Here is a 19,937-nt window from a genome sequence, read left to right on the forward strand (position 1 = left end):
CGGCTTACGCTCACCCATGCCATCAGTGCAGCTCAGCCACACCCATGGTCACAATCCACCGCCATATGATTGTCACTCACAGTGACTAGTCATACTGGAACGCTCGGCCACAAAACTCCCTCTGAGGGTTGATCACGTTCGCTGTTGTTTCGCTGGTGTTGCTGTCACGGTTGCTGTCGCTGCTGTCTTCGCTCCTTGTCTCACTTGCCTAACGCAGACCGCAACGGACGGACAGACCTGTCCGGAGGGTGCTCCCGCGCGAACGGCGCGCCACCCGTGACAGACAGATTCGCGCGGGAGTGCCCTCCGGGTCGCGGGGGTCAAGGGGGCTGCGAAGCCCCCTTGTTCGAACTCGCGCAACCGAAGGCGCCTCAACCTAGTCCTGATCTCGGCTGGTCACAGGTGATGTGGCTGCGTCTTGAACCGGCGACCACCGGCGGGCGGGGGCCGCCGTGTGGCAGCGTGGTGCTATGACCTTGCTTCTGGGCTTTTGTGCTGTGTTTCTTGGGGCCCTGCCGGCGCTCACCTTCCGTCTCTGGGCCCGGGTCGCCAGCGTATTTCTGTTCGCCACAGTCACGATCGCGTCCGTCGCGGGAACTGGCGACGACTTCCCCGGTTCGGAGCTCCGGTGGCGTGTATTCTTCGTTGCTGGCATAGCCACCTTGGTGGCGCTGGTCGTCACGGTCATCGCGCCTCGGAGGGTGAGGCAGGTGGTCGCTGGCCGAGACTGGCGAAAACTCCCCTGAACTACAGGTGATGCGGGCATCTGATCGCTGCTAGGCGGCGGCGCGACCCCGAGCGGACGGGTGGTCAGCGGCCAAGCTCAGCGGGCACCGATGCGCGGCCGGGCGCGCGGCGCCGGAGACCGGCGCCCACGCCGCACGCTCCGGCGGCGCGGCGCTGGGCCGCGCAAGCGGCGCGAGCGCCGCCGCCCCTTGATCTCAAACAGTCCAATTCGGCAATGATCGCTGGCTGTGCGGTAGGACTGGCAACGACGTCTGAGGCGCTCGGTAGGCTCCGATGTGCGGCTAGAGACACTAGGGAGCGGTATGGAGAAGTGGCGGCTGACGTACGTGGTTAACGATGGAAGCGGCATGTTCGGTCTGGAGCCTGCCCGCGGGCACACGTACGAAGTCGAGTTGGATACCGCGAACCTGCTGCGTGAAGGTCCGGACGAGCAGACGATCCTAGAGATGATGCGTTCTGCTGTCCGTGATCATGCCGGTGAAGGCGCGGTGCTCACGGACGCCGAAGAGGTCTCTAGTTAGAGCTGGTGCGGCTGCGCGCGTCCTGGTAGCGGGCGGCGTAGTACGCGTGATCGCGGGGATAGTCGCGTAGCTGGTCGAGGCTCTGGGCGTACCCTGCGGCTGCGTCGCTGTAGTCGCGGACTGCGTATGCCATGTCGGCACGCTGGATCTGAGCTCGCACTGGGTCAAGCCAGTACAGCCACCCCGGCCGGTCCTCGGCGTCCGGGACTTGCAATGCCAGCTCGTAAGCCTCGTCGGCGAGTCGTCGGGCCCGATCCCGTTCGCCCAGTGCTGCCGCCGCTAGTCCTTCTTGTTGCGCTGCTGCGGCGACTGCTGCGGGCGAGAGTGCAGCCACGTTCAGGCGCGCTTGACCAGCGATGCGCAGAGCCCTGACGGGGTCGCCTCGGTCTAGCGCGTAGTAGGACCGGACACGGTTAACCCAGGAACTCAGGTTGTCGGCTCCGGCGTCGATCGCCCATCCCTGTGCGAGGTCGAGCCAAGCCAACGCCGGGCCGGTCTGGTTCTCCTGGGCGGCCACCCAAGACAGCCAATGCGCGTGTTCAGCGGCCAAGCTGAGCAACCCGTCTGCGGTCTCTCCGGAGGAGTCAGGGAGTAGCCGAGTGACGGCGTCGAGCTGGCTGCGGACTACCGGCCAGAGGTCCCGACCGCTGGCGGTGTCCTCGGCGCGTCGATACGTCGCGAGGACGTCAGAGATCCAGGTTGCAAGGCTGAGGTCAGCGCGGCCTGTGGTGTGAGCGTGAGCGATGCGTTCCCGTAGTTCTACCGGTGGCTGCCAGATGGATGGGTTGTCTTCATGGCCTGATACACCGCTCAACTCTTCTGGCACTCCTAGACCGAGAGTGATCCGCTCGACGACTTCGGCGGACGTCACCGTGACCTTCTTGCGCTCAATGTCAGAGATATATGGCTGAGCCATCCCGACCAGCGGTTCTAGTTGTCGCTGGGTGAGTCCGGCTACATGCCTGTACCGACGGAAGATCTCGGACCAATCGCCCTTCGCCCATGCTGCGCGTAGGTGCGGGTCGGTCCAGGGTCGCGGATCACTCACGTCCCGAAGATACGACGGTCGTATATGCCCTGCATATCGGTTCCGGTCAGTTGGTCGCCCACGATGGTCCACACCAAAACGCCGTATCGGTTCGGAGGTACCGGGTGAAGGCGAGCGACCGGAACGAGTGCGTTGCGTGCATGGGGCGTGGTTGGTCCTGGGTGTCGTCCCGGGTTGACCTGCTCGTCACGCGGTGTGGCTCCGGACGTGGACCGGAACGGAAGCGGGAGCGCTGCACTGAGTGCGGCGGGGAAAGCCGCGCCGAGGTGGCGTGAAAGCGGCGAGTCCGGCGGCATGGTGCGGGCGGCCGTCAGTCGACTCGGTTCGGGTGCGGGCCGTGAATCAGGCTGACGGCAGAGACCCCGTGTCGCCGGACTCGCGTCCACAGATGCCAGGGCGCGGGTGCGCGAACGCGCTGGTTCGTCCTGCGGTATCCGAACACAGAGAGGGGAGACGTTGTGATGGCGGGTGACACGGGAGAGGCCAGTGTGGTCACTGAGCCGATGGAGTTGGGCCCTGGCAAGGCCGGTCGGCCCGATGCTCGGCTCAACCACGCGGTAGGTGCGCGTCGGTTGCACCTGGCGGCGTTGGACGCGGTGATCGTGCGGAACGGTGAGCCGTTGTCATGTGGATTGGCGAGCCGGTCGGGCATGCCTCCGACGTTGTTCGTGGTGAGCGGGGCCGACCGGGCGCGGTCGGTGCACGTGGGGTGTGAGCGGGTCGGCGGGGCGTGGTGGTTTGTTCGGGCCGACTCCGGTGAGAACGTCGTGCCGGTCGATGAAGTCGAGTCGGCTCCGGCGGTGCTGACTCGCATGCTGTCGGGCCCAGTCGCCGGCAAGGAGGGCGACCTCCGATGACCGCAGCGTCCTTGATGGACACGGCGACGAACCAGCGTATGCAGACGCTGACGAAAGCGTGCCCCGACGGCGTGTATCTGACCCGCGCTCTCGTGCGTGAGGCCCTGGACGGATGGGGCCTGGCGGCCTACGCCATCGACGCCTGTCAGATCATGAGTGAGCTGGCAGGGAACGCCGCAACGCTCTGCAAGGGTGACCTGATCCGCGCTTGGGTGAGCCGGATCGACGCTGGCATAGAGCTGTGCGTGTGGGACGGGCACCCCGGACACCCTGAGCCGCAAAGGCCGGTCGACGGCGCCGAGTGCGGGCGCGGTCTGATCATCGTTCAGGCGTTCGCCTCCGGCGGTTGGGGATGGTGCACCCTGGGCGAGGGCAAGATCGTCTGGGCGCGCATCGCCGTCGATTACGCGTTCATGCTTTCCGCCGCGCGGGCGGTGGGCCGTCCGGTCGTGGGAGGTCTGCCGCACGTGTGCAGGCCCACCGGCCCGGCCGCTATCCGATAGGCAGCCCCCGCCCTGCTGGGCGTGTCCCACCGCTCCCCCCGGTCCGGTGGGGTTTCCCCAACGCCCGCAGGGCGGGCGGCCCAACTCGTTCCCGGCATAAAAGCCACTTCTCCGCGAAGAACTGCCAGCTCGGAACCAGTGATGTCGTGACAGTGCCGGTGTCGTCTGGTTTCCTTGATGTACTCGTGTTGTCGAGCTGTTGGCAGGACCTCGTGTCAGATCACGCTTCGTACGCTCCGAAGTACGTCCAGATCATGGAGACGCTTCGCGCTCGGATCAAGGACGGGACCTATCCCGTCAACGCGCCGATTCCCTCTGAGTCGGCGCTTGGGCGGGAGTTCGGGGCGTCACGTCCCACGGTGGTTCGCGCCTTGAACGAGATGCAGCTCTTGGGCGAGCTGCATCGCGAACACGGGCGGGGCACCTTCGTCAAGGCCGCGTCCTCGCCTGGGGCGCGCAGCAGTCGGCCCGGTCTGGCCGTCCTGGATCGCCAGGAAACCGCCTCGTCGGTCAGAGTGGCGGAGGTCGGTCGCGCCGCTGCTCCGAATGCGGTGGCGATGCTGCTTGGCCTGGCCGAGTCGGCGCCTGTCCACCTGCGGCGATATGTGGGGCTGTACGACTCCATCGCCAGTGAGCTTGTCTCGCTGTGGACTCCGCTCGATGTCGCACGGGCCTCGGGTTTGGACCAAGAGGGGCCGTTGACGGTCCCCGTCCGCCAGCTCTTGACCGCGCGAACCAAGGACCGATTGGCCCGCGTTGATGAGCGCCTTCGCGCTCGGCGACCCACCGACCAAGAGCGGGAATCCCTCGACCTGGCAGAGGGAGAGCCCGTGCTGTCGGTGCTGGGTTCGGTGGTCGACTCCACGGGGCGGACGGTCCTGGTCGTGGAGGTCGCGCTCCCGGGATCGCTGCACGTGCTCGAAGAGTCCTACGGACTGTGATCCAGATCACTCGATAAGTCGTCTTGCAGCCCTTGTAGATCCCTTCCCGTCGCATAGTCTGTCGGTATGGCAACTCGACAGACCGAGTTGTCGTCAGGAAGATCGATCGACAGGAGCAATCAGGATGGCGGTGCAGGGTCCGTTCAAGGTCGCGTTCGGGGATGTGTTTCCGTTCGGGGCGTTCGTCAAGGGCGGGGTGGAGCCGGTGCGGGACTTCGACCGGTCGACCCGTGAGAACTTCGTGCAGGCGCGGGACAAGGAGACCGGCGAACTGGTCTGGGCCGTGGAGGTTCTCGACGCTGACCCGGAGTCCAAGGGCACGTTCAAGGTCAAGCTGATGGCCCCGGTCCAGCCGATCGTCCCGGAGGCCCCCGCGGGGTTCCCGTTCGTGCCGGTCGAGTTCGACGGCCTGAGCGTGACGCCGTACGTCAACAGCGGCACGGGCCGTCTGGCCTACAGCCTCAAGGCGGCGACGGTGCGTCCGGCCAACTTCAAGGGCAACGGCTCGGGCCGGACGGCGAGCAAGGACAACGCGGCCAAGGATGCGGCGTGATGGCGGGCGGGCGCATGTCGGCGCTGTCGCTGCCGATCGACGCATCGGCCTCGGTGGAGTTCAAGCCCTTCCGGGCTCGGACGCCCCTGTTCACGGTCAAGGCGGGGCGGGTGCTGGTCACCCTCACCCTTCCCGAGCGGGTGAGCGCCGGGGATGTGGAGTTCGCGCGGGGGCTGGCCGAGCAGGCTGCGGCGTACGCGGTGGAGGTCGAGCGGCTGTACCGCTCCGGCCGTCGTCCCTCGTCGGGCCGGTCGTCGGGGAAGGCGGTGGCGTGATGGGGTCCCGTAGCTACAGCTACACCACGGTGTCTGTCGACCCGGACGGGAAGACGGCGGTGAGCGTGAGTCTGCTGCCCGACCCGACTGTGCGGGTGTGGTGCGCGCCGGGCCGTGACCGTGTGCAGATGGTCATCTCGCACGCCGGTGCTGACGTGTTCATCACCCCGACGAACCCGGAGGCGCCGACCGCCGAAGACGTCACGGTCGCGCGCAAGCTGGCCGAGTCGTTCGCCGTCTACGCGGCCGAGGTGGAGCGCCTCCACGCTGCGAACGGTGCGGTGACCGAGTCCGCCGAGAGCCCGGCGGCCTGATGTAGGTGGGGCGGCTGGAGCTAGTACCTCCGGCCGCCCCGCTTCTCTCCCTGAACAGCACAAAGAAGAGGTGTACCCATCATGGCATGGGAGTTCCGCAAGCTCGGCCCCGGTGAAAACGTCGCTGTCGAAGCGCAGCGTGACCCGTTCGCCGCCCCCAAGTGGGCGCCCCCCGTTTGGCACATGCCTGAAGGGCTCGTGCTGCTCGTCAATGCCGTCCGTGCGCTGGTCCGGACGGTGGTGTTCCTGGTCCGCAACATCGTCCCCGTCTCCGTCCTGTCCGTCCTGGGCTGGCTCGGCGTCCGGTTCGGGTGGACGGTCCCCGTCCTGGTCCTGGTCCTCGTCGCGGTCGGCCTGGTCGTGTGGGCGGTGGTGGACCGTCCGTCGTTCGTCCGGTACGCGGCTCGTCCCGCTCGCGCCCGGTGGCGGCTGGTCGCGGTGTACCGGCGGCACTGGCAACCGGTCCTCGTGACGGCTGGACTGACCAAGGTCCACAAGGGGCGGGAGTACCTGCCCTCCCTCGTCCGTGTCCGGTCCGGACCGATGTCGGATCGGGTGCTGGTGAAGATGCTCAAGGGGCAGGCTCCGGACGCGTGGGAACGGGTCGCGGTCAACCTCGCGCACGGCTTCGGCGCAACCCTGGTCCGCGTCCGCGACGGGGACCGTCCAGGCCGGATCTGGCTGGAGTTCGTCCGCAAAGATGCCCTCGCCGTCCCCATCCCCGCCCTCCCCGTCCCCGACCCGTCCGAGATCGACCTGTCCGGCCTGGAGATCGGACGGACCGAGGACGGCTCACCCTGGCGGCTGCGGCTCCTCGGCACCCACGTCCTGATCGCGGGGGCGACGGGGGCCGGCAAGGGCTCGGTCATCTGGTCCACCATCCGCGCACTCCTGCCGCTCATCCTCGGCGGGCTGGTGGAGGTGTGGGCCATCGACCCCAAACGCATGGAACTGTCCTACGGGCGCGGTCTGTTCGAACGGTACGGGCGCTACTCCTCCGATCCCAAGGGCGGCATGGTCGAACTGCTGGAGGCGGCAGCAGAAGACATGAACGCACGCGCCGAACTCTTCGCCGGTGTCACCCGGTCGTTCACGCCCTCGCATGAACACCCGTTCCGGGTGATCGTGGTGGATGAGCTGGCGTTCCTGACCGCCTACTGCCCTGACCGAGATCTCCGCAAGCGGGCCGAGTCGGCGCTGGCCGTGCTGACCAGTCAGGGCCGGTCGGTGGGGTATTGCGTGATCGGCGCGCAGCAGGACGCCCGCAAAGAGGTCAACAACCTGCGCAACCTGTTCCCCGACCGCATCGCGCTGCGGCTGGACGAAGACGACCAGGTCGACATGGTGCTTGGGGAGGGTGCCCGCGACCGCGGCGCACTGGCTGACCAGATCTCCTCCGTCCCCGAGATCGGCGCGGGCGTCGGGTTCGTCCGGCTGGAAACCTCACCCGATCCGGTGCGGGTGCGGGCGGCCTACGTCTGCGACGCTGATATCCGCGCGATGGTCGCGCTCGGCCTGCCTGACCTCGACGTCGAGGGGGCCGCGTGACCAAAGCTGCTCCCACCGTCACCCAACCCACCCTCGACGCTCCCGACGTCGACCCCTCGCCCCTCGACGGCTCCTCCTCCGATGCGGTGGTCAAGACGCTGCCCCCGCTGGCGCGCGGTGTCCTGGAAGCGGTCGCCGTCGAACAAGGCGTCTGTATCCGGCCAGTGCCTATGCGGCGTGTCGACCTGAACACGGGTGCGGCCGAAGTGGTCTATGTCCCGTGCGGTCACACTCTGGCCTCGGTGTGCCCGTCGTGCGCCGAACGCAAGCGCAAGCTTCGGGCCGTGCAGTGCTCCCAGGGCTGGCACCTGACCTCCGAACCGGTCATCACTCGGGCCGATCCCGACGCTGAGCAACGCGCGTGGATGGAGTTGCGGGCACAAGCGACGGCGGCTCGTGAGCGTGCTGGCCTGGAGGGGACGGCGAACGGTGAAGACGTCGGGTTCTGGGATGCCGTGGTGCGTGACCTGGACATTGAGCTCGAACGGTCCGGGGTGCGGGGTGCCCTCAAGACTGGTGAGGAGAGCAAGGGCCGGCGCGCTCGGTCGACTCGGCGGCGGCAGGACGCGCCGGACCTTCCTCGGCGTCCGGTCGACTCCCGCACGGTCGGCAAGGTGTACCGGGGCCGCGATGGGAAGACCTTCCGGCCGTCGATCTTTCTGACCCTGACGTTGGACTCCTACGGGCGCGTCCGGGGCGATGGAACGCCGGTCGACCCGGACACCTACGACTACACACGGGCCGCTCGCGACGCGTTGCACTTCTCCAAGCTGGTCGACCGGTTCGTGCAGAACCTGCGCCGGTTCGTCGGCTACGACGTCCAGTACTTCGCCACCGTCGAACCGCAACGCCGTCTGGCTCCCCACCTGCACATGGCTATACGGGGAACCATCTCCCGCGCTGAACTGCGGCAGGTGGTGGCAGCCACCTATCACCAAGTGTGGTGGCCTCCGACCGACCGTGTCGTCTTCGACGGCGAACACCTCCCGGTCTGGGATGACGTCGCGGGCGAGAACGGCGGCTACCTCGATCCCACTACCGGTGAGGTGCTTCCGACCTGGGATGAGGCGCTAGACAAGCTGGGTCTGGACGAGGACGCCGAACCGCTTCACGTGGTGAGGTTCGGGCGGCAGATCGATGCCCAGGGCGTCATGGCCGACTCTGCGCAGTCGCGCAAGCTGATCGGCTACCTGACCAAGTACCTGGTCAAAGGCGTCGCCGAATGCCACACCGCTGAAACCGCCGCGCAGCGCGAACACGTCGACCGCATGGCCGAGACCCTCCGCTACGAACCCTGCTCGCCCACCTGCGCGAACTGGCTGCGCTACGGCATCCAGCCCAAGAATCCGCGGGAAGGGATGACGCCGGGCTACTGCAAGGGCAAGGCACACCGCCGTGAGCATCTCGGCTACGGCGGCCGCCGCGTCCTGGTCTCCCGCAAATGGTCCGGCAAGACGTTGGCTGATCACAAGGCGGACCGTAAGGCGTGGGTGCTGGCTCGGCTGGCTGAGGCCGGTGTCCCGGTGCTCAACCCGGCCGACCCGAACGCGGTCCACGTCTGGGAACGGGCGGGACCTGCCGATCCGGACGTCAAGTCCAGAGAAGCGCGGCTCCTGCACCTGATCAACGAACGCGTCACCCGACGCGCCCAGCTCGACCAAGCAACCCAGAACCCCACCCCAGAACTTTCGGCAACTGCGGAGGCAGCGTGAGCACTCGGCGCGATGAACTCCTGACAGTCCCCCAAGTCCTTGAAGAACTGGGGGGCGTGTCTGAGCGGACCTTCTACCGCTGGCGCGAGATCGGGAAGGCGCCCGAAGCGCTCCGGCTCCCGAACAACGAACTTCGCATCTGGCGTAGTGAGCTGATGCGCTGGCTCGGGACCCTTCAGGAGGCGGCGTGAGGACGTCGTACAAGGTCAAGTTCTGGGAGATCCGTCCGAACAAGGCCGGGCCGAGGTCGAGCAAGCCAGGCAAGGTCATCTCATACACGGTGCGATGGACGGTCGCCGGGCGGGAGAAGTCGCAGACGTTCCAGCGGTCGACGCAAGCGAAGAACTTCCTGTCCGACCTGCGGCAGGCTGCGAAGAACGGCGAAGAGTTCGACGTCGACTCGGGGTTGCCGCTCTCGATGCTTCCGAGCGATGCGGCAGAGAAGCCTGCACGTACGTGGCTGGAGTTCAGCCGGGCCTACGTCGACATGAAGTGGCAAGGCGCGGCTCCCAACAGCCGTGACGGGCTTACGGAGACGATCGCGACGGTTTCGCCTGCGCTGGTGCGGGAGGACGCGCCGGAGTCGCCCGACGTGGAAGTTCTTCGGCGGGCGTTGCGGGCGTACTACCTGGCTCCGCAAGATCGGGAGAAGCCTCGACCCGCCGAGATCGCTGAGGCGCTCTCGTGGCTGGAGAAGGCGTCGCTGGACATGCCGGAGGTCGCCAAGCCTGCCAACGTCCGGGCCGCGCTCAACGCTCTCTCGCGACGACTGGACGGCAAACCGGCGGCGGCCTCGACGGTGGCGCGTAAGCGGGCGGTCCTCTACAACGCCTTCGAGTACGCCGTCGAACTGGAGGAGTTCGACCGGAACCCGATCGACAGGGTCAAGTGGACTCCGCCCAAGCTCGCCGAAGAGGTCGACTGGCGCGTCGTGATCGGGCCTCGCCAGATGCGGGAATGTCTAACTGCGGTCACCTACATCGGCAAGCGGGGAAGGGGCCGGCGACTGCGGGCGCTGTACGCCTGCATGTACTACGCGGCGCTTCGTCCGGCTGAGGCGGTGGCGCTGCTCAAGGGTGACTGCCATCTTCCGGCAATTGGCTGGGGACAGCTCGTCCTGACTCGGTCGCTGCCCGAGACAGGGGCGCGCTGGACAGACAGCGGGTCGACTCACGAGCAGCGTGGGCTCAAGCTCCGTCCGCTGGCCGAGGTTCGTACGGTCCCGATCCCGCCGGTCCTGGTGGAGATCCTCCGGGGGCATATCGCCGAGTTCGGGACGGCTGCGGACGGGAGGATCTTCCAGACCGAGCGGGGCGGCATCGTCGGGTCGACGGCCTACGGCGATGTCTGGGCGGCGACTCGGGCTCTGGCCTTCACGCCTGAACAGGTCGCCTCTCCCCTGGCGCGGCGGCCGTATGACCTGCGGCACGCGGGGGTGTCGCTGTGGCTCAACTCCGGTGTTCCGGCAACTGAGGTCGCCGAACGTGCGGGCCATAGCGTCAAGGTCCTGTTGCAGGTCTACGCGAAGTGCATCCTGGGCCAACACGACCGAGCGAACCAGCGAATCGACGATGCTCTCGATGACTGATCCGATCTACCCTGTAGGGGCTCCGGTTTGCACTGGAGCCCCTTCGCCGTTCCCGGCGCGACCTGCGCGAACACGCTCGGGCTCATTCCGCGTATATTCCGGGACCAGTGACAACCGGGTGCGTTCGGTGGCATCTGGCTGCATGCGGGGGATCTTGGAATGCGAACAGCCTCTGACCGTTTGCACTGGTCAGAGGCTGTGTGCGCTGGTGTGGCGGGTCCAGGATTCGAACCTGGGTAGGCTAAGCCGACGGATTTACAGTCCGCTCCCATTGGCCACTCGGGCAACCCGCCGTGGTGTCGCAGGAAAGCTTAGCGGACCATGGGCGTGGGTGTGACATCGAGGCCGGGCGCGCGGGGCGTGGGACTGATCGTCGGGAGTCGATACGCTCTCTGGATCGTGAAGGTGCTGTTGAGGGGATGTGTGTGCGATGGCCGACAGCTCTTTTGACATCGTGTCGAAGCTCGACCGGCAGGAGGTCGACAACGCGCTGAACCAGGCCGCCAAGGAGGTGGCCAACCGGTTCGACTTCCGGAACGTGGACGCGGGGATCAAGTGGTCCGGGGAGTCGATCGAGATCCAGGCGAACACCGAGGAGCGGGCGAACGCCGTGCTGGACGTGCTGAAGGACAAGCTCGTCAAGCGGGGGATCTCGTTGAAGGCGATCGACGCGGGTGAGCCGAAGCTGTCCGGGAAGGTGCACAAGCTGAGCGTGGGCCTCAAGGAGGGCATCGCCCAGGAGGACGCGAAGAAGATCGGGAAGATCATCCGGGAGGAGGGGCCGAAGGGGATCAAGGTCCAGATCCAGGGGGACGAGCTGCGGGTCAGCTCGAAGAAGAAGGATGATCTTCAGCAGGTCATCACGCTGCTGAAGGGCAAGGACCTCGACGTGGCCCTCCAGTTCGTGAACTACCGGTAGCAACAGGGAGCGCGCCGGCCCCATCCCCCGCAGAAGTGGCCGGCGCGCTCTCGTGTGTTATGACGCGGGCGGGTCCCGGCTGGTTCGGGGCAATTCTCAGCGGCGGCCGCCCATGCGCTCCAGGCGGGCGATGCGGTCGGCGGTCGGGGGGTGGGTGGAGAAGAGCTTGCCGATGCCGGCGCCGGAGAACGGGTTGGCGATCATCAGGGCGCTGGTGGTGGCGAGTTCGGGGTCCTGCGGCAGCGGCATGGCGCGGGTGCCCGCGTCGATCTTGCGGAGCGCGGACGCGAGGGCCAGGGGGTCGCCGGTGAGGCGGGCGCCGGCGGCGTCGGCGGAGTACTCGCGGGTGCGGCTGATCGCCATCTGGACGACGGCGGCGGCGACCGGGCCGAGGACGAGCATCATGAGGGCGCCGAGGAGGCCCGGGCCGTCGTCGTCCTCGGAGCGGCCGAGGGGCAGGAAGATCGCCAGGTGGGAGAGGTAGGTGATCACCGTGGCGATGGCGGCGGCGACCGAGGAGATCAGGATGTCCCGGTTGTAGACGTGGGACAGCTCGTGCCCGAGGACGGCGCGCAGTTCGCGCTCGTCCAGCATCTGCAGGATGCCGCGGGTGCAGCAGACGGCGGCGTTGCGCGGGTTGCGCCCGGTGGCGAACGCGTTGGGCTGGCGGGTCTCCGAGACGTACAGGCGCGGCATGGGCTGGCGGGCCGAGGTGGACAGTTCCCGGACGAGCCGGTACAGGGTCGGTGCCTCGACCTCGCCGACCGGGTGGGCGCGCATGGAGCGCAGCGCGATCCGGTCGCTGAAGAAGTAGGCGACGCCGTTGGTGCCGAGCGCGATCAGCAGCGCGATCGTCAGGCCCGCGCCGCCGCCGAACACCCATCCGGCGGCGAGCATCAATGCCGACAGCGCGGCGATCAGTGCTGCCGTCTTGACGCCGTTGAACTGCACTTCCGTCTGCCTCCCCGTCGACTCCGGCATGAACATCAACGGTTTGACCTGGGTGGACGTTCCCGCCTAAGTGGCCTGGGTGACCGTCTGCAGGACGATCTGCGGCGCCACCGAGAGCACGACGGCGCCGGCGGCGGCCGCGGTGATCGCGGCGCGGACGCCGAGGCCGGGGGCCGCGTCGTAGTGCTCGTCGGTGGCGGACGGCGTGAACAGCCGGACGGCCCAGAGGAGGTAGTAGTACAGCCCGATGACCGTGTTGATCGCCATGATGACGGCGAGCCAGGTGACCCCGCCGGCGACGGTGGCGCGGAAGACGACGACCTTGGCGAACAGGCCCATGACGCCCGGGGGCAGGCCGGCGAGGCAGATCAGGAAGAAGGCGAGGGCGGTGGCGACGGCGGGGCTGCGGCGGGCAAGGCCGCGGTAGTCGTCCAGGGTGTCCCAGCGCTCGGTGACGCGGCCGCGGCGGCGGAAGCCGATCACGACGGCGAACGCGCCGATGTTCATGACGGCGTAGAGGGCGACGTAGGCGGTGGTGGCGGCGACGGCCTCGGGGAGGCGGTTCGAGCCGACCGCGAGCGGCGCGAGCATGTAGCCGGACTGGGCGACCGATGACCAGGCCAGCAGCCTGATCGCGGTGCGCTGGCGGAGGGCGGCGAGGTTCCCGACGGTCATGGTGAGGGCGGCGAGGACCGCGACGGCGGGGCCCCACACGTGCCCGTAGGCGGGGAGGCCGAGGGCGAGGACGATCGCGAGCCCGGCGAATCCGGCGGCCTTCGACACGACGGACAGGAACGCGGCGACGGGCAGCGGGGAGCCCTGGTAGACGTCCGGCGCCCAGAAGTGGAACGGGACGGCGGCGACCTTGAACGCGAACCCGGCGAGGACGAGCACCGATCCGACGGCGGCGATCGGGTCGAGGTCGGACGGCAGCCGGGACAGGGCCGGGGCGATCCGGTCGAGGTGCATGGCGCCGGTCGCGCCGTAGAGGAGGCTGACCCCGAACAGCATGATCGCGGTGGAGACCACGGAGACGAGGAAGAGTTTCAGCGCGGCCTCGGACGCCGTCCCGTCGTAGCGGCGGAGCGCGGCGAGGGCGAACACCGGCAGCGACAGCGTCTCCAGCGCGACGACGAGCAGGACGAGGTCGCGGGCGGCGACCAGGGCGAGCGCTCCGATGACGGCGGCGAGGAGCAGGAAGTGGTACTCGCCGACCGGCATCCTGGAGTCGGTGATCTCCTGGAGGGACAGCAGGACGACGATCACGGCGGCGCCGAGGACGATGCCCTGGAACAGCAGGGTGAAGTCGTCCGCGACGTAGGAGCAGGAGCGGGGGCCGCCGTCGCGCAGGCCGTCCGGGAGGCAGAACGTGGCGCGGCGGTCGCCGGACGCCAGCGCGATCACGGCGATCAGCGCGGCACCGAGGGACCCGCCGGACAGCAGGGACAGGACGCGGCGCGGCGCGTCGAACGCGTCCGCGAGCAGCAGCCCGATGGCGGCGACGGCGAGGATCAGCGGCGGCGCGATCGCGGCGTAGTCGATGTTCTGGATCATCAGCCGCCTCCGAACAGGGCGCGGACGGGGCCGGTGGTCACGTCCAGCAGGGTCTTCGGCCAGAGGCCGACCAGCAGCGTCAGCGCGATCAGCGGCACCCAGGCGGCGTACTCCTGGAGGGAGACGGCCGCGACGGGGCCGCGGGGCTCGGCGACGCCGTCGGACGGCCCGTGGGTGAGCCGGGCGAGCATCCGCAGGAAGTAGGCGGCGGTGAGGACGGCGCCGAGCGCGGCGACGGCCATGAACGTGACGAACGTCTCCCGGGGCAGGTCGGCGTGCGGGCGGTAGGCGCCGACGAGGGCCAGCACCTCGCCCCAGAATCCGGCGAGCCCCGGCAGGCCGAGCGAGGCGACGGACGCGAAGGTGAGGATCGAGGCGAGGCGCGGGGACGTGCCGAGCATGCCGCCGCCGATCGCGTTCATGTCGGCGGTGCCCCAGCGTTCCTTGACCGACCCGGCGAGGAAGAACAGCAGGCCGGTGATGAGGCCGTGCGCGATGTTGCCGAACAGGGCCGCGTTGATGCCGACGGGGGTGAGCGTCGCGATGCCTAGCAGGACGAACCCCATGTGCCCGACGGACGAGTAGGCGATCATCCGTTTGAGGTCGCGCTGGGCGAGGCAGGCGAGCGCGCCGTAGATGATCCCGATGACGGCGAGCAGGCCGAGCCAGGGCGCCCAGAACGCGGCGCCGTCCGGGGCGAGCGGCAGCGCGATCCGCACCAGCCCGTACGTGCCCATCTTCAGCAGGACGCCGGCCAGCAGGACGGACCCGACGGTGGGCGCCTCGGTGTGCGCGTCCGGGAGCCAGGTGTGCAGCGGCCACATCGGCGCCTTGACGGCGAACCCGATGCCCATCAGGGCGAACGCCGTGACCTGGAGGCCGTGGGAGAGGCCGGATCCGTGCCGGTCGGCCAGGGCGGTCATGTCGAGGGTGCCGGCCTTGGCGCCGACGAGGAGCATCCCGGCGAGCAGGAGGCCCGAGCCGAGGAGGGTGTAGAGGATGAACTTGAGGGCGGCGTCGCGGCGTCCGGGACCGCCCCACAGCATGATGACCGCGTACATGGGGATCAGGACGGTCTCGAAGAACACGAAGAACAGCACGAGGTCGAGCGCGACGAACGTGCCGAGCATCCCGATCTCCAGGACGAACAGGAGCGCGGTCAGCAGCCGGATGCGGCCGCCTTCCGGCGGGTGCTTCAGCGTGTAGAGGAAGCAGAGGAACGTCAGCAGGGCGGTCAGCACGACCAGCGGCAGCGAGATCCCGTCGACGCCGAGGTGGAAGCGCAGGCCGACGGCGGGCGCCCACGCGCGGTCGACCTCCAGCTGCATGCGGGACGTGGCGCCGAAGTCGAACGCCGTCATCGCGGAGATCGCGACGAGCAGCGTCGCGCCGGACACGGCCGTCCCGAACGCGCGGACGGCGAAGCCGGTCCGCAGGAACCGGTTCGCCGGGACGAGCATCGCGAGCGCCCCGGCCAGCGGGAGCGCCATCATCAGCACGAAGATCATTGGAAGATCACCACCGCGACGACGATGACGGCGACACCGGCGAGCAGTCCGGTGAGGTAGCGCTGCGGGTTGCCGTTCTGGACGGTTCTGACCAGGTCGCCGAGGCGGCGCGCGCCCCGTCCCGTCCCGACGACGGCGGCGTCCACGCGTCTCCGGTCGGCGAGCACGACATGCCGTGCCAGGGCCTCGACCGGACGGACGAAAGCGATCGCATACACCTCGTCCACGAAGAAGGCCCGCGCGAAGGCGGGACGGACAGGCCCGAGAGCGCGCGCGGGATCCAGGGCGGGGTCGCGGTTCCAGATGAGGTACGCCCCGCCCGCCCCGATCGCGAGCAGGAGGACGCTCAGCAGCGAAGCCCCGAGGTGGGGACGCAGCTCCGGCGCCCCGAGACCGAAGAAGCCGAGGATCGCGGCCGGGACGGCGAGCGCGGCCACCGTCCACGACATGATCCGCGACGGGTCGCGCACCTCGTACGAGCCGCGCGGCTCGCCGAAGAACGTCATCAGCCACGCCCGCGCGGCGTAGGCCGCCGTCAGGACGACCGTGAGCAGCAGCCCCAGGTAGACCAGCCAGGCGACGCCTCCGGGCAGCTCGACGTCGCCGCCGTGCGTGGCGGCGTGCTGGGCGGCCTCGATGACGGAGTCCTTGCTGAACCAGCCGCTGAACGGCGGGACGCCCGCGAGGGCGGCGAACCCGACGGTCATCGACCAGAACGTGAGGGGCATCCCGCGCCGCAAGCCGCCGTAGTGGGCGAGCATGTTCGACCCGGCGGTCACGATGACGCAGCCGGCGGCGAGGAAGAGCAGGGCCTTGAACGCGCCGTGCGTCAGCAGGTGGAAGATCGCCGCCGACTTCGCGCCCACGGCGAGCCCCGCGGCCATCACGGCGAGCTGGCTGATCGTCGAGTAGGCGAGGACGCGCTTCAGATCGTCCTGTGCGAGGGCCGCGCAGGCCGAGCCGACCATGGAGACCACCGCGGCGATGCCGAGCACGGCGAGCGCGGCGGACGAGAGGAGGAACACCTCGAACAGCCGCGCGACCACGTAGACGCCGGCCGCGACCATCGTCGCCGCGTGGATGAGGGCGCTGATCGGGGTGGGGCCCGCCATCGCGTCCGGCAGCCAGGTGTGCAGGGGGAACTGGGCGCTCTTGCCCGCGACCCCGGCGAGCAGCAGCAGCGCCGCGGCCGTCACCGTCGAGCCGGGCAGGTCGCCCGCCCGCGCGGTGATCCCGGAGATCTGGAACGTCCCGGCGCCCACGCCGAGGACGATCACGCCGATCAGGAAGCCGACGTCGCCGAGCCGGGTGACGAGGAACGCCTTGACCGCCGCCCGCGAGTTCGCCCGGTCCTCCCAGTGGTGGCCGATGAGGAAGTACGAGCAGATGCCCATGACCTCCCAGCCGGCGTACAGGACGAGGAGGTCGCCGGCGTAGACGACCAGCAGCATCGCTGACGTGAACAGCGAGACGAACGCGGCGTAGGACGAGTACCGCCGGTCCTCGGACATGTACGCGACCGAGTACACCTGGACGGCGAGCGCCACGCAGCACACCATCAGCCCGACGACCGCGGACAGGCCGTCCACCTGGAGCCCGACCCGGATCGGCACCGACCCGGTCTCGACCAGCGTGAGGGCGCCGGTCCGCTCGCCGGGGTCGCGCCACACGGTGGCCGCGACGACCGCCGCCAGGACGAGCGACACCGCGATCGGGGCGCACGCGATCAGCGCCGGGCCGTTCCGGAGCGGCGAGCCGCCGGGGCCGCGCAGCGCCCGGGTCAGGGACGGGCCGAACAGCATCCCGCCGAACGCGGCGAGAAACGGCAGCAGGGCGACGAGGGAGGCGGACCAGATCACGGTGCGGCCCCCTCGACCGGCTCCGGCCTATCCGATGTGTCCGGCGCCTCCGGCTCCTCGGACGGTTCGAGCTCGGCGGGGGTCGCATCGTCCTTCTCGGCGAGGTCGCGCAGCCGGTCGACGTCGATCATCCGCCGGTTCCGGTACACCAGCAGGACGATCGCCAGCCCCAGCCCGACCTCGGCCGCCGCGATGACGATGGTGAACAGCGTGAGGACCTGCCCGCCGTGCAGGCGGTCGCGGTACCAGATGTCGAACGTGACGAGGTTCAGGTTCACCGCGTTCAACATCAGCTCGACCGACATCAGGACGAGGATCGCGTTGCGGCGCGCCAGCACGCCGTACACGCCGACGGAGAACAGCAGCGCGGCCACGATCGTCGGGTAGGCGAGGTGCATCAGGCTGGGCCCTCCCCGTCCGCCGGAGGCTCGGGACGCGCCCGGCGCTTGCTTTGAGACCGGCCCCTCAGCCCGGGCCGCGCTTGTTTCCCGGGCCCGGACCGCGCCTGGCCGTTGGCCTCGGGGCGCGCGCGGATGTCCGGGCGGGACAGCACGATCGCGCCGACCAGCGACGCCAGCAGCAGCACCGACAGCACCTCGAACGGCAGCACCCACGTCCGGAACACCGCGGCGCCGAGCTCCTCCGCCGACCCGCCGCCCTCGCGCAGCGGCATCCGCTCGTCCCGGAACCCGATCACCATGACGGTGACCAGCACGGCGGCGGTGGCGGCGGCGACGGCCCCGGCGGCCCACCGGTTCCCGGAGTCGAGGTCGGCCGACTCCCCGATCGGCGCCCGGGTCAGCATGATCCCGAACAGCAGCAGCACGACGATCGCGCCGACGTAGATGAGCACCTGCACCCAGGCGACGAACTCCGCGGTCAGGACGAGGTAGCCGCCGGCGAGCGCGCCGAACGACACCACGAGCCACAGCGCCGCGTGGACGAGCCGCCGCGTCGTCACCACCAGGATCGCGGACCCGACCGCGACCACGCCGAGCAGCGCGAACACGATCTCCTGGCCGCTCACGCGCCACCCCCCGGCGGCCGGCGCGCGCCCCGCGCCGCCGCCTTCTCCGCCGCGCCCACTTCCTTCGGCGGCTCGGCGGCCGGGTCGTGCGCCTGCGGCGGCGGGACGGTCCACATCCACTCCCGGAGCCGTTCCTTCTCGTGCGTCAGCTCCGCGATGTCGTACTCGGCGTACTCGAACTCGGGCGACCAGAACAGCGCGTCGAACGGGCACACCTCGATGCAGATCCCGCAGTACATGCAGAGCGCGAAGTCGATCGCGAACCGGTCGAGGACGTTGCGCGTCCGAGGACGTCCACCGCCCTCGGCCGGGAGGGTCTCCTTGTGCGAGTCGATGTAGATGCACCAGTCGGGGCACTCTCGCGCACACAGCATGCACACCGTGCAGTTCTCCTCGAACAGCGCGATGACGCCCCGGCTGCGCGGCGGCAGGTCGGGTTGCACTTCGGGGTATTGACGCGTTATGGACCGCCGCGTCATCGTCCGCAACGTGACCGCCAGCCCCTTGGCCAGCCCGCCTCCTGGTAGCCGTCCCACGCGCCCCATGATTGCGCACGATCGTCACGAGGGGAACGCGATGGGCTCCGCGTTCGTCCAACCAGCAGCAGGCCGTGTGGTGAACGGCGGTCTCACGGGCAGGGAGGGCATGTGAACCATCACGCGGACCGCCCTTCCGAGCCGGGCCCGGGCCACCGCCCCCGCCCCGCGTCGGATCGCGCGCGCCCCCCAACCGCTCATCCGCGCCCACCGGCCGACCACACGCGCCCGCCGCACCGGCCACCGCACACGCAGCCGGGCTGGCGGCCGCCCTACCCGGGGCCGCCCGTGCCGCCCCAGCCGCTGCCGCCGCCCATCCCGGCGCCGGCTCCCGAGGCTGCCCGCGGCATCCTGTGGGCCGCGGTCCCGTTCGCCACCCTCGGCTACGGGACGCCGATCTCGTTCCTCTACGCCGCCATCAAGCGCGGCTCGTGGGGGCTCGGCGCGACCGCCGCCGGGTACGGCGTGGGCACGGCCGGCGTCCTGACGCTGCTGCAGTCCGGCAACCCGTGGCTGACCGCCCTGGCCTCGTTCATCGCGATCCTGCTGTGGATCGCGGGCACCGGGCACGCGGTCGCCATCCGGAAGGAGATCTTCCCGCGCGAGGTCCCCCGCAACCGGCTCAACCAGCACGCCATCGAGGTCGCGAAGTACCGCCGGTCGCTGCGGGACGAGGCCCGCGAGCTCGCCGCCGAGGACCCGGCCCTCGCCCGCGAGCTGCGGATCGGACGCCCGGACCAGCCCCGCACCTACGACGACGGCGGCCTCGTCGACGTCAACCACGCGCCGCGGGACATCATCGAGGCCCTGCCCGGCATGACGCCGGAGATCGCCGGCCGGATCGTCGCCCGCCGCGAGGAGACGGGCGGGTTCCTGTCGGCCGAGGAGATGGCCGTGGACGCCGACATCCCGCCGGACGTCCTCCCGCAGATGGCCGACTACACGATCTTCCTGAGGTGATCTTCGTCTCAGCCGC

At 69.4% G+C, this 19,937-nt stretch carries 20 protein-coding genes, 1 tRNA gene and 1 pseudogene; 13 read left to right on the forward strand and 9 right to left on the reverse strand.

The window, feature by feature from the left end; translation table 11 throughout:
• Window positions 1-470 precede the first annotated feature (470 nt).
• The gene (locus tag ABGB11_RS15810) at window positions 471-746 is read left to right on the forward strand and encodes a hypothetical protein (protein WP_347633310.1); all 276 of its coding nucleotides are present in this window, start codon (window positions 471-473) and stop codon (window positions 744-746) included.
• Window positions 747-1,049: 303 nt separating this feature from the next.
• Window positions 1,050-1,268 carry a hypothetical protein gene (locus ABGB11_RS15815; protein WP_347633312.1) on the forward strand — a complete coding sequence of 73 codons (219 nt, stop codon included), beginning with the start codon at window positions 1,050-1,052 and terminating at the stop codon, window positions 1,266-1,268.
• Here ABGB11_RS15815 and ABGB11_RS15820 read toward each other — a convergent pair.
• A complete protein-coding gene (locus tag ABGB11_RS15820) occupies window positions 1,261-2,388 on the reverse strand; it encodes a helix-turn-helix transcriptional regulator (RefSeq protein WP_347633314.1) in 1,128 nt (375 codons plus the stop codon). The two genes, ABGB11_RS15815 and ABGB11_RS15820, sit on opposite strands and share 8 nt — an antisense overlap.
• A gap of 781 nt (window positions 2,389-3,169) precedes the next feature.
• Between ABGB11_RS15820 and ABGB11_RS15825 the strand changes: the two genes are divergently transcribed.
• The 9 genes from ABGB11_RS15825 to ABGB11_RS15865 all read left to right on the forward strand — a co-directional run bounded on the left by ABGB11_RS15825 (window position 3,170) and on the right by ABGB11_RS15865 (window position 10,607).
• Window positions 3,170-3,676 carry an ATP-binding protein gene (locus ABGB11_RS15825; RefSeq protein WP_347633316.1) on the forward strand — a complete coding sequence of 169 codons (507 nt, stop codon included), beginning with the start codon at window positions 3,170-3,172 and terminating at the stop codon, window positions 3,674-3,676.
• A gap of 254 nt (window positions 3,677-3,930) precedes the next feature.
• Entirely contained in the window at window positions 3,931-4,617 is a 687-nt protein-coding gene (locus tag ABGB11_RS15830) for a GntR family transcriptional regulator (RefSeq protein WP_347633318.1), read from the forward strand.
• A gap of 124 nt (window positions 4,618-4,741) precedes the next feature.
• The gene (locus ABGB11_RS15835; protein WP_347633320.1) at window positions 4,742-5,170 is read left to right on the forward strand and encodes a plasmid replication, integration and excision activator; all 429 of its coding nucleotides are present in this window, start codon (window positions 4,742-4,744) and stop codon (window positions 5,168-5,170) included.
• The gene (locus ABGB11_RS15840) at window positions 5,170-5,445 is read left to right on the forward strand and encodes a hypothetical protein (RefSeq protein ID WP_347633322.1); all 276 of its coding nucleotides are present in this window, start codon (window positions 5,170-5,172) and stop codon (window positions 5,443-5,445) included. The genes ABGB11_RS15835 and ABGB11_RS15840 overlap by 1 nt, the downstream gene beginning before the upstream one ends.
• Window positions 5,445-5,759: a hypothetical protein gene (locus tag ABGB11_RS15845; RefSeq protein ID WP_347633324.1), complete on the forward strand. Its 315-nt coding sequence runs from the start codon at window positions 5,445-5,447 to the stop codon at window positions 5,757-5,759. The genes ABGB11_RS15840 and ABGB11_RS15845 overlap by 1 nt, the downstream gene beginning before the upstream one ends.
• A 183-nt stretch (window positions 5,760-5,942) precedes the next feature.
• Window positions 5,943-7,307, forward strand: a complete 1,365-nt coding sequence (locus tag ABGB11_RS15850) for an FtsK/SpoIIIE domain-containing protein (RefSeq protein ID WP_347633326.1) — start codon at window positions 5,943-5,945, stop codon at window positions 7,305-7,307.
• On the forward strand, window positions 7,304-9,019 hold the full coding sequence (locus ABGB11_RS15855; protein WP_347633328.1) for a replication initiator: 1,716 nt from the start codon (window positions 7,304-7,306) through the stop codon (window positions 9,017-9,019). Before ABGB11_RS15850 ends, ABGB11_RS15855 begins: the two co-directional genes overlap by 4 nt.
• Complete coding sequence (locus ABGB11_RS15860; protein ID WP_132200573.1) at window positions 9,016-9,210, forward strand: helix-turn-helix domain-containing protein; 195 nt, start codon at window positions 9,016-9,018, stop codon at window positions 9,208-9,210. The genes ABGB11_RS15855 and ABGB11_RS15860 overlap by 4 nt, the downstream gene beginning before the upstream one ends.
• On the forward strand, window positions 9,207-10,607 hold the full coding sequence (locus tag ABGB11_RS15865; protein ID WP_347633330.1) for a site-specific integrase: 1,401 nt from the start codon (window positions 9,207-9,209) through the stop codon (window positions 10,605-10,607). Before ABGB11_RS15860 ends, ABGB11_RS15865 begins: the two co-directional genes overlap by 4 nt.
• A 211-nt stretch (window positions 10,608-10,818) precedes the next feature.
• On the opposite strand, the gene ABGB11_RS15870 is transcribed toward ABGB11_RS15865, so the two are convergent.
• A tRNA-Tyr gene (locus tag ABGB11_RS15870) sits at window positions 10,819-10,900 on the reverse strand.
• Between the two features lie 137 nt (window positions 10,901-11,037).
• On the opposite strand from ABGB11_RS15870, the gene ABGB11_RS15875 reads away from it, so the two are divergent.
• Window positions 11,038-11,526, forward strand: a complete 489-nt coding sequence (locus ABGB11_RS15875; protein ID WP_347633332.1) for a YajQ family cyclic di-GMP-binding protein — start codon at window positions 11,038-11,040, stop codon at window positions 11,524-11,526.
• A 96-nt stretch (window positions 11,527-11,622) separates the two neighbouring features.
• On the opposite strand, the gene htpX is transcribed toward ABGB11_RS15875, so the two are convergent.
• From htpX to ABGB11_RS15910, 7 genes and pseudogenes are all read right to left on the reverse strand, one after another.
• Window positions 11,623-12,477, reverse strand: coding sequence for a zinc metalloprotease HtpX (gene htpX / locus ABGB11_RS15880; protein ID WP_347633681.1), 855 nt, complete (start codon window positions 12,475-12,477; stop codon window positions 11,623-11,625).
• A 66-nt stretch (window positions 12,478-12,543) separates the two neighbouring features.
• Window positions 12,544-14,031, reverse strand: coding sequence for an NADH-quinone oxidoreductase subunit N (locus tag ABGB11_RS15885; RefSeq protein WP_347633334.1), 1,488 nt, complete (start codon window positions 14,029-14,031; stop codon window positions 12,544-12,546).
• A complete protein-coding gene (locus tag ABGB11_RS15890) occupies window positions 14,031-15,539 on the reverse strand; it encodes an NADH-quinone oxidoreductase subunit M (protein WP_347633336.1) in 1,509 nt (502 codons plus the stop codon). Before ABGB11_RS15890 ends, ABGB11_RS15885 begins: the two co-directional genes overlap by 1 nt.
• Window positions 15,536-17,398: an NADH-quinone oxidoreductase subunit L gene (locus tag ABGB11_RS15895; RefSeq protein ID WP_347633338.1), complete on the reverse strand. Its 1,863-nt coding sequence runs from the start codon at window positions 17,396-17,398 to the stop codon at window positions 15,536-15,538. Before ABGB11_RS15895 ends, ABGB11_RS15890 begins: the two co-directional genes overlap by 4 nt.
• A gap of 113 nt (window positions 17,399-17,511) precedes the next feature.
• Window positions 17,512-17,796 (reverse strand): annotated as a pseudogene (gene nuoK, locus ABGB11_RS15900) (NADH-quinone oxidoreductase subunit NuoK); the annotation flags it as partial.
• Window positions 17,796-18,425 (reverse strand): NADH-quinone oxidoreductase subunit J, encoded by a 630-nt coding sequence (locus ABGB11_RS15905; RefSeq protein WP_347633340.1) that lies wholly within the window; start codon window positions 18,423-18,425, stop codon window positions 17,796-17,798. The pseudogene nuoK and the gene ABGB11_RS15905, both read right to left, overlap by 1 nt.
• On the reverse strand, window positions 18,422-18,961 hold the full coding sequence (locus ABGB11_RS15910; RefSeq protein ID WP_347633342.1) for an NADH-quinone oxidoreductase subunit I: 540 nt from the start codon (window positions 18,959-18,961) through the stop codon (window positions 18,422-18,424). Before ABGB11_RS15910 ends, ABGB11_RS15905 begins: the two co-directional genes overlap by 4 nt.
• A gap of 288 nt (window positions 18,962-19,249) precedes the next feature.
• Here ABGB11_RS15910 and ABGB11_RS15915 point away from each other — a divergent pair, with 288 nt between their 5' ends.
• On the forward strand, window positions 19,250-19,921 hold the full coding sequence (locus tag ABGB11_RS15915; protein WP_347633344.1) for a helix-hairpin-helix domain-containing protein: 672 nt from the start codon (window positions 19,250-19,252) through the stop codon (window positions 19,919-19,921).
• The last annotated feature ends 16 nt before the right edge of the window (window positions 19,922-19,937 follow it).

This window comes from Actinomadura sp. B10D3, assembly GCF_039871695.1.
Taxonomy (GTDB): domain Bacteria; phylum Actinomycetota; class Actinomycetes; order Streptosporangiales; family Streptosporangiaceae; genus Spirillospora; species Spirillospora madurae.

Coding starts and splice junctions, on each gene's coding strand:
- ABGB11_RS15815 (WP_347633312.1), top strand. CDS start 1,050: ATGGAGAAGTGGCGGCTGACGTACGTGGTTAACGATGGAAGCGGCATG.
- ABGB11_RS15810 (WP_347633310.1), top strand. CDS start 471: ATGACCTTGCTTCTGGGCTTTTGTGCTGTGTTTCTTGGGGCCCTGCCG.
- ABGB11_RS15875 (WP_347633332.1), top strand. CDS start 11,038: ATGGCCGACAGCTCTTTTGACATCGTGTCGAAGCTCGACCGGCAGGAG.
- ABGB11_RS15825 (WP_347633316.1), top strand. CDS start 3,170: ATGACCGCAGCGTCCTTGATGGACACGGCGACGAACCAGCGTATGCAG.
- ABGB11_RS15885 (WP_347633334.1), bottom strand. CDS start 14,031: ATGATCCAGAACATCGACTACGCCGCGATCGCGCCGCCGCTGATCCTC.
- ABGB11_RS15890 (WP_347633336.1), bottom strand. CDS start 15,539: ATGATCTTCGTGCTGATGATGGCGCTCCCGCTGGCCGGGGCGCTCGCG.
- ABGB11_RS15830 (WP_347633318.1), top strand. CDS start 3,931: ATGGAGACGCTTCGCGCTCGGATCAAGGACGGGACCTATCCCGTCAAC.
- ABGB11_RS15835 (WP_347633320.1), top strand. CDS start 4,742: ATGGCGGTGCAGGGTCCGTTCAAGGTCGCGTTCGGGGATGTGTTTCCG.
- ABGB11_RS15850 (WP_347633326.1), top strand. CDS start 5,943: ATGCCTGAAGGGCTCGTGCTGCTCGTCAATGCCGTCCGTGCGCTGGTC.
- ABGB11_RS15845 (WP_347633324.1), top strand. CDS start 5,445: ATGGGGTCCCGTAGCTACAGCTACACCACGGTGTCTGTCGACCCGGAC.
- ABGB11_RS15840 (WP_347633322.1), top strand. CDS start 5,170: ATGGCGGGCGGGCGCATGTCGGCGCTGTCGCTGCCGATCGACGCATCG.